This is a genomic window from Pyxidicoccus fallax (genome assembly GCF_012933655.1).
Lineage (GTDB): Bacteria > Myxococcota > Myxococcia > Myxococcales > Myxococcaceae > Myxococcus > Myxococcus fallax.
In genome coordinates, this window is the sequence record NZ_JABBJJ010000467.1 from 1 (window position 1) to 8,076 (window position 8,076).

At 73.3% G+C, this 8,076-nt stretch carries 5 protein-coding genes; 2 read left to right on the forward strand and 3 right to left on the reverse strand.

The window, feature by feature from the left end:
- Window positions 1-1,198: serine/threonine protein kinase (locus HG543_RS49040; RefSeq protein WP_169351877.1), on the forward strand; the 1,198-nt coding region annotated here is incomplete at its 5' end.
- A gap of 54 nt (window positions 1,199-1,252) precedes the next feature.
- Window positions 1,253-2,032: a DUF1444 domain-containing protein gene (locus tag HG543_RS49045; RefSeq protein ID WP_169351878.1), complete on the forward strand. Its 780-nt coding sequence runs from the start codon at window positions 1,253-1,255 to the stop codon at window positions 2,030-2,032.
- Window positions 2,033-2,089: 57 nt separating this feature from the next.
- On the opposite strand, the gene HG543_RS49050 is transcribed toward HG543_RS49045, so the two are convergent.
- The 3 genes from HG543_RS49050 to HG543_RS49060 form a co-directional block, all read right to left on the reverse strand.
- Entirely contained in the window at window positions 2,090-5,842 is a 3,753-nt protein-coding gene (locus tag HG543_RS49050; RefSeq protein ID WP_169351879.1) for a hypothetical protein, read from the reverse strand.
- 27 nt (window positions 5,843-5,869) lie between these two features.
- Window positions 5,870-6,520, reverse strand: coding sequence for a peptidoglycan-binding protein (locus tag HG543_RS49055; RefSeq protein WP_169351880.1), 651 nt, complete (start codon window positions 6,518-6,520; stop codon window positions 5,870-5,872).
- Between the two features lie 317 nt (window positions 6,521-6,837).
- On the reverse strand, window positions 6,838-8,076 hold a 1,239-nt coding region (locus HG543_RS49060), incomplete at its 5' end, for an SDR family NAD(P)-dependent oxidoreductase (protein ID WP_169351881.1).

Sequence of the window (8,076 nt, forward strand, 5' to 3'; positions counted from 1 at the left end):
CCCCCACGTCCCCCGCCTCCTGGGCCACGGGGAGTGGCGGCTCGGGGACCTCTGCTTCCCTTATCTCGCCATGGAGTGGGTGGACGGCGTGTCGCTGTACGAGTGGGCGCTGCGGCAGCGCCCCACCTCCCGGCAGGTGCTCCGGGTGCTTGCAAGCCTTGCCCGCGCCCTGGAGGCCACCCATGCCGCGGGCGGCGTGCACCGTGACTTCAAGGGCGACAACGTGCTCGTGCGTGAAGGGGATGACTGGCCCTTCCTCATCGACTTCGGCGCCGGGCACTTCCTCGGTGCGTCCACGCTGACCGAGCCCCCCTTCCCTCCTGGCACGCCGCCCTATCGTTCCCCGGAGGCGTGGCGCTCGGTGCGCCTTCCGCTTCAGCCGCCCGCCATCCCCTACGCGCCCACGGCCGCGGATGACGTCTTCGCCCTGGGCGTCACCGCCTGGCGCCTGGTGACCGACGAGTACCCTTCTTCACCGGAGCCCGCGCTCCACGTCCCGTCCCTGGACGAAGGCGCGGCCCTGTTCCCACGCGCACGCAACCCCCGCTGCCTCGAGGAGCTCAGTGACCTGACGGCGCGCATGTTCTCCCCGACACCGGAGGTTCGGGGCACCGCGCGCGAGCTGGCCGAGGCGCTGGAGCACGCCGCGCTCGGAGCAGAGCCGGAGGCGTATGTGCCGCTCTACGCTCCGCTGGCACCCGCCGCGCCCACGCGCACCGTGCCTCATCGTCGATTCTCCCGGGCCGTGCGCTCCCGGCTCGCGGCCGCCAGCCTGGGTGCCACCCTGGCAATGGGGACCGCGTGGATGCTCAGCGCTCATCCCGGTGCGGAGGCCGGGAAGGAGCACGCTTCGAACTCCGAGGAGGCGGAGGACGGCGGCACCATCGCCATCGGAGACACGGCGCTGACGGCCCCGCTGCCTCCCACACAGGCTCCCTTCGCATGGTCCGCCATCTCCGTGGACCTGCCACCCCGGCCCTTCCCGGGGCAGCGGCGGCCTGACGCCAACGGTCGCTGCCCCAGCAGGAAGCACTTCTCCATCAACGGCGGCTGCTGGTTGAAAGCGGCAATGGACCTGAAGGACTGCGAAGCGGAGGGCTACTACATCTACAAGGGCGGATGTTACGTGCCCGTCATGCCTCCTCCGCGCGCTCCCACCGCGAATCCCGTGAGCCGCCCCGAAGACACCTCGGAGTGATGCCCCGCGCACTCGAACAACTGGCGTAGTGGAGGCATCGTGAAGGAGGCGGGGATGAGCAGGAGCGACCTGGAAACACAATTCGTCGAGAAGGCCCGGGCCCGGGGACTCCTGGTGCGGGAGCAGCGGGAGGATGGCACCTGGGTGGTCGTGGTGGAGGGGCGCGAGTTCGTCGTGTCGCTCGACAACCTGCGCCGCAACGTCGAGCGCGACGCCGATGACGGCGCCATCGACGGCTTCATCGAGGGGCTGCTCGATACAGGGCGGCCGCTGCCGGAGTGGGAGGAGGCCCGTGCGGGCATCCGATACTCCGCCGAGGAATCGCAGAGCGTGGCCGGTTACCCGGAGGTGCTGGCCGAGCCCGTCACGGGCAAGGTGTCGCGTGTCCTCGTCCATGCTTCCGAGGACGAGCGCTCCATCCGCTGGCTGACCCGCCAGGAACTGGTGCGGTGGGGCGTCGGCGCGCCAGAGCTGCATGCGGCCGCGCGGGAGAACATGAGCGCGCTTCAGGAGCGCACTGCCATCGAGGTCCAGGAGGTGGCGGGAGCGCCGCTGGCGATGCTGAAGACGGACTCGGTCTTCAAGGCCTCGCTGGTGCTGGGGCCTGGATTCCGGGCGGCGATGGAGGCGGCGCTCGGCTGGCCCGTGCTCGTGGTGATTCCATGCCGGGACTTCTTCTATGCCTTGCGCGAGAGCGACTCGGGGCTGTTGGGGCGGCTGGGAGGCGTGGTGGTGCGCGAGTACACGGGCTCCGGGTACCCGCTGACCAACGAGGTGCTCCGGGTGTCCGACGAGGGCATTCGGGCGATTGGCGAGTTCCCCGTACCGCCGTGACCCACGGGCGGGAGTCCGGCCTCGTGACTCCCGCGCTGCCTCGCGGGCGGGCCTGAGTCAGACGTTGAAGTTGACGGCGTTGGCGCAGGTGGGACAGGCGTAGGCAATCTGGTTGCCCATGACGGCGACCATGGCGTCATTGGCCGCGTCCCAGGCGAGGGCCAGGTGGCCCGAGGGGCTCACGCCATCCGACTGGTCGCGCGTGGTGGCGGGGGCCAGCGCGGTGGGGGCCTGGCCGGCGCGCGCGGAGGTGTTGCGGCGTGCCGTCCAGCCCCGGGCCTCGTAGGCGGCGATGCCGGTGGGATGGGGGTGGCCGTAGTTGCCCAGCGTGGAGGCGGTGTGGGGGTGCTTGCCGTTCGCCTCGACGCCGTAGCTGTAGCCGATGCAGTTGGCGAGCGGGGCCGCGGCCACGTCCCGGGCCGCGTTCGCCGCCGCCATGCTGTGCGTCACCGTCTCCGTGGCCTGGGTGACGAGCCGGGGGGAGACGGTCGCCTCGTGCGCCGCCGTGCCCTCCGCCGCGCGCCGCGCCGCCATGCGCGCCATGCCGTCCAGGTTGCCCGGCTCCAGCCAGAAGCCCTGGCCATTCAGCCACACGCCGCGAGGGGCGGCGTTGCGCATCGCCGTGCGCGCCGAGCCCGCGTTCGGGGGCGCGGCGGAGAGCGCGGCGAGCGCGCCGTCCACCATCCCCATCAGGGCGCCGGCCGCTGCGGGCTCGTTGCCGGGCGCCGCCGCCACCGCCGCCGCCGCGCACCGTGCGACGGCGACCAGCATGGGGCCGTCCGCCGCGGCATTGTTGAGGGTGTGCGCCAGCGCCGCGGTCGCGCAGACGCTGACGTTGTTGCCGACGGCGGGGTTGAGGGGGCCGACGGCCGCGGCTCCCGCCGCCGCGTTCGCCGCGTTCATCACGTGGGTTTCGACGTTGTCGTGCAGGCCGCCGCCCGCGTGGGTGCGCACGTCCCCCAGGGTTGCGCCGGCGCCGCCCCCGCGCGCCGCCGCCACCAGCGCCTGGGCCATGCTCACCCAGTCCCCCACGGGCTGCAGCCCCAGCTCGGCCACCGTGGCGATGGCCACCGAGAGGCCGAGCACCGCCGCGTCGTTGGGCGAGCGGTGCGCCGCCAGCGCCGCGGCCGCCGCGAGGTAGGCGATTTGCGCGCGGACGGGGGCGGTGGCCGTCATGCCGGCCAGGTGCGCGCTGCCCGCCGCGAGGACGGCCGCCGCCGCGGCGCGGGTGACGTGCGCCACGACGGGCCCCATCGCCGCCCGGGTGGGGGGCATGAGGCCCCCGTTGAGCGCCGCCGCGTGCGCCGCGTCGACGGACACGGTGACGATGTGCGTATTCACGCTGGCGGCCGAGGTCGCGGCGGCGCCGGTGGCGGCGGCCGAGTCCGAGCCCGGCGCGCAGGGGATGTAGACACTGGCGACCTGCTCCCCCCGCTCCGCGTCGATGGAGGAGCCGTGGTGCATGGCGGTGAGCCCCACCACCTTCGGCACCGGGGCGGTGCGCAGCGCCTCCACGTAGTTGAAGTTCCCGTCGCCCGTCAGCAGGACGTAGCGCTCGTCCGCGGCGCGTGGCGCCGGCCCGGGCCGGATGACGGGCGCCACCCAGGCGGGGCGCACCGCGGAGACCACCGCCTGGGGCCACACGCGCTGCATGGTGGGCACGGGCGCGAAGGCCCCCGCGGCGGCCCTCGCCATGGCCTCCGCCCCGTTGCCCATCTGCCCGTGCGCGGCCAGCGCCGCGTTGGCCAGCTCGGCGATGGCGTTGGTGAGCGAGGCGCCCGCCAGGGGCGGCAGTCCCACGGCGGCGATGGCCGCCCGCACGGTGAAGGGATTCATGATGCCTCCGCCCAGGGCGATGGCGGCGGCCTGGGTGAGCACGCTGTTGACGGCGGCCACGGCCGCGCGGGCGCAGCCATTGGCGGTCGGCCGCGTGCCGTGGGCCGAGGTCCCCAGCGCCGCCGCCACGGCCTCCGCCACGGCCTGCACTCCCGCCTGCATCACCATGCCCCCACCCGCGAGGACGGCCATCTGTCCTCCCCCGGGGTTGGCCACCGCCTGGAGCGCGGCCTGGCCGCGCGCGGCCTCCGGTCCCGGGGCGCTGGCGTTGATGCCTCCCGCCACGGGGGCGTTGGGCTCGTTGCCACCCGCGCCTCCGCCCCCCCACGCGGGAGTGCCGGCGTTGGGGCCCACGTTCGGGTCGTCCCTCACGCAGACGAAGGCGTTGAGTCCGGAGGCGTTGCGCCCGCCGTCCTTGTGGCCGGTGCTGCGCTCCACGAAGCCCCACGCGAAGGTCATGTGTTGGGTGGGCACGATGCCGGGGCCCGCCGCGGCGACGATGGCCGGATGCTGCCACACGCACATCTGTCCCCCGGCCTTCGTCACCAGCCTGACGAGCCCGTTGGCGATGTCGCTCATGTTCTGCTGCGGGGCAATCCACTGCAGCAGGTAGCAGTCCGCGCTCGTGCGGCTGTGCATCATGATGTGGTCGTAGTCCCAGTGGGACAGGATGATGCGCGGCCGGTCGCAGAAGCACAGCGGGGTGAGCGCCGCGGGTCCGTCGGCGCCGTTCTTCGTGTAGCCCAGGTCGTAGTAGGCCTGGATGTGGTGGTTGCGGTCGACGAGCATGCTGCAGCTGCCCTGGCCCACGTCGAACACGCCGACGAAGGGCTGCTGTGGGCCGGCGCCCGCGGTGTCCTCCATGTCATTGGCGAGGTTGCCGCCCGCGCCGTTGCTGGGGCTGCCCGAGTACAGCAGCGCGGAGGGCGGCGGGGCGGGAGTCGCCCGCGCGCGCGGACCGTGCGCGTGCCAACGCCTGGGGGGCGGGGCCGCGCCCGCCGTGGCCCACGCCAGTCGGGGTCCCGCGGCCTGCTGGAGCAGCGCCTCCCACGCGCTCCACCAGGTGTCCGCGTACGCCCGGGTCCGCTCCAGCAGGGCCGAGGCCCCGTCGCGCAGCACGCGCGCCATCACCGGCACCCACGCGGGCGAGGGGACGCTCCAGTCCTGATAACGCACCGTGGACCCTGTCGCGCCCGGGTCCGTGTGCGGGCCGGGGCCGCCAGACCCACCCGGGCCGCCGGAACCGCCGGAGCCATCGGAGGAAGGGGGCGGCTCGGGCGCGCTGGAGCCCCCGCCGCTGGGAAAGAGGGGGAAGCGCAGCGCCTTCATGACGCCCTGGGACGGCAGGCCCTGCTTGAGCCGGTCCTCCTCGCCCAGGCGCTTCATGCGCAGCAGCGCGCGGCGCTGGCGTGGGCCCTCGTGGGGAGCCTCGGGCAGCACCTGGAAGTAGACGCCGAGCTCCGTGTCGTGGCCCTCCGCGCCGGACGTGTCGGGGGCGAGCGTCACCTCGAACCAGTCGGTGTGGTTCGGCAGGTCGACGTCGAGGTCTCCCCTGGCGATGCGGCACTGGTACACGCCCAGCTCCGGCAGGCCGCGCTCGGTGTCGCCCAGGCGGTCCAGGTACCAGCCGTAGACGTGCGCCAGCTGGTCCCTCTCGGTGGGCGTGGACTTCGCCAGCGCCTGCTCGAACTCGAGCCCGCGCAGGAAGTCCAGCACCGTCCGGTCATGGCCCGCCTTCTGGAGCTCCACCCAGACGCCGTCCATCCAGGCCTTCTCGGTGCACTCCAGGGACACGTCCCAGGGGCCCCCGGGCGGCCCCTCCAGCTGGGCGAGGAAGCCGTAGAGCGTGGGCCGCGGCCCGAGCGTGTTGCCGCCGCCGCCGCGGGCCATCCGCACCCGCTTGAGGTTGGCGGACGCGTCCGCGCCCGGCTCGACTCCGGGCGTGGGGCGTTTCTTGGAAGGCTCGTCGGACATGGTGGGACTCCAGGAGGGGCGCGGGGGTCAGGAGCCGTGGTCCTCGACCAGTGCGGAGATGGTGGCCGCGTCGAGGATTCCTGTCACCTTCAGGCCCTGGACGCGCTGGAAGGCCTTGAGGCCCAGGGCGAGGGCGCCGGGCTCCTTCTCGTCGCCGGGGACGAGGTAGCCGAGGTTGAGCAGCCGCGCGAGCGCGCCCGCCTCGGTGGCCGCCGGCTGCAGCGCGCCCAGGTCCACGAGGTACTCCTCGTCTTCTTCCACGGAGAGCCGGCCCTCGCGCGCGCCGGGGGCAATCCAGTGCTCCAGCCAGCCGCCCCCGTCGGTGGTGCCGTAGAGCTCCTCGCCGTCCACCACGAGGCGGTAGTCCACGCCCGCGCGCGGCCGGTCCTCGTCCAGCAGCCGCAGGCGGAACTTCTCGCGCCGCCCCTTCACGCGGAAGCGGTGGGTGGCCCCCGTGCCGACGGAGACGACGCGCGTCTGCTTCGGCGGAAGGGTGAGGCGGTCGCCCACGAGCAACACGTGCGGGCTGCCCCGGGTCTCCCGCAGCTCGCGGTTGCCGGGGTGCTCCCACAGCGTGCGCCAGTGCAGCCCCGCCGCCTCGGCGATGGAGGACACGCAGTCCCCCTCGCGCACCACGTAATCCCCCTGCCCCACGGGTCCCGGTGTCTCTTCCGCCATGTCGGCCCTCTGCGTGCGTACCGCTCGCGGGCGCTCGAGACAGCAACTTGCATACCCGCGCGCGGAGCCCGCGGAATCCGGGGGGCACCGAGGGAGCCCGGCCCGCGATGCGTTCCCACCCGACGCGCCAGCGTTCCTCCGGGACGCGGGACTCGCCTCAGCACCCACGCGCCGCCCGCATCCTCACGAGCGTGCGGAGGATGGACCCCTTCATCCGGGACCTGCTGGACCTCGCGCGGATGAGCCAGGGAGGCAAGCTTCCCATCCCGGGTGGAGCTGCCTCGCGCGGGCCGGTGCTGATGAGGCCGGCCCCGCCGTCACCACGCGGTGTGGCGGTAGTCCTTGAAGAAGTTGCCCCACACGTACTGGCCGGAGTTCTCCGCGGAGATGACGGGGTCCACCACGCGAGCGGCGCCGTCGACGATGTCCAGCGGGGGCTGGAAGTCGAGGTCCTGCTGCTTGCGCTCCGCGTACAGCGCCGGGTCTTCATCGGTGACCCAGCCGGTGTCCACGGCGTTCATGAAGAGGTTGTCCTTCGCGTAGTCGGGCGCGGAGGTGAGCGTCATCATGTTCAGCGCGGCCTTGGCCATGTTGGTGTGCGGGTGGCGGTCCGTCTTCGTCCCGCGCGAGAAGCTGCCTTCCATGGCGGAGACGTTGACGATGTGGCCGGGCGTGGTGCGCCCCCGGGTCATCAGCGGCTTCAGCTTCCCGCAGAGGATGAAGGGCGCCACCGCGTTCACCAGGTGGACCTCCAGCATCTCCGCCGTGGAGACTTCCGCCAGCTTCATCCGCCAGGAGTTCATCCCGCGCAGGTCCACCTGCTGCAGGTCCGCGTCCAGGCGCCCCTGGGGAAAGAGGGCCTGGGTGTCGCCCTCCTGCTCCATGGCGTACGGCAGCAGCGACAGCGCGGCGGACGAGTGGATGCCGAGCGCGGGGTCGCTGCTGCGCCAGGTGGCCATCGCCGTGCCGCCCGTGCCGGCGTCACCGAGGGCGGGCTGCACCGCCGCGATGCACGCCCTGTGTCCAGCCAGCAGCGGGCGCGCCCGCGCGGGGAGCTGGTCGAGGGGGCGCAGCTCGCCGTCCAGCAGGTGCGCGTAGAAGCCGGGCGGACGGCGCACCGTCTGCGCCGCGTTGTTGATGAGGATATCCAGCCGGTGGTGCGTCTGCTCGATGTGCCGGGCGAACAGCTCCACGCTGGGGGCGTGCCGCAGGTCCAGGCCATGGATGTGCAGCCGGTGAGACCAGTCCGCGAAGTCGGGCTCCCGTGCGTAGCGCTCCGCCGCATCCTGGGGGAAGCGCGTCGTCGCGATGACGCGCGCGCCCGAGCGCAGCAGCATCAGCGAGGCCTGGTAGCCAATCTTCACGCGCGCCCCGGTGATGAGCGCCACCTTCCCGTCCAGCGGCGCCCGCTGCGTCCGCTTCGCGTAGTTGAAGTCCCCGCACTCGACGCACATCGCGTCGTAGAAGAAGTGCAGCTTCCGGTACTCCACCTTGCAGACGTAGCACTTGCGCGGAACGGCGAGCAGGCGCTCGGGGGCCTCCGACGGGGGCGGCGG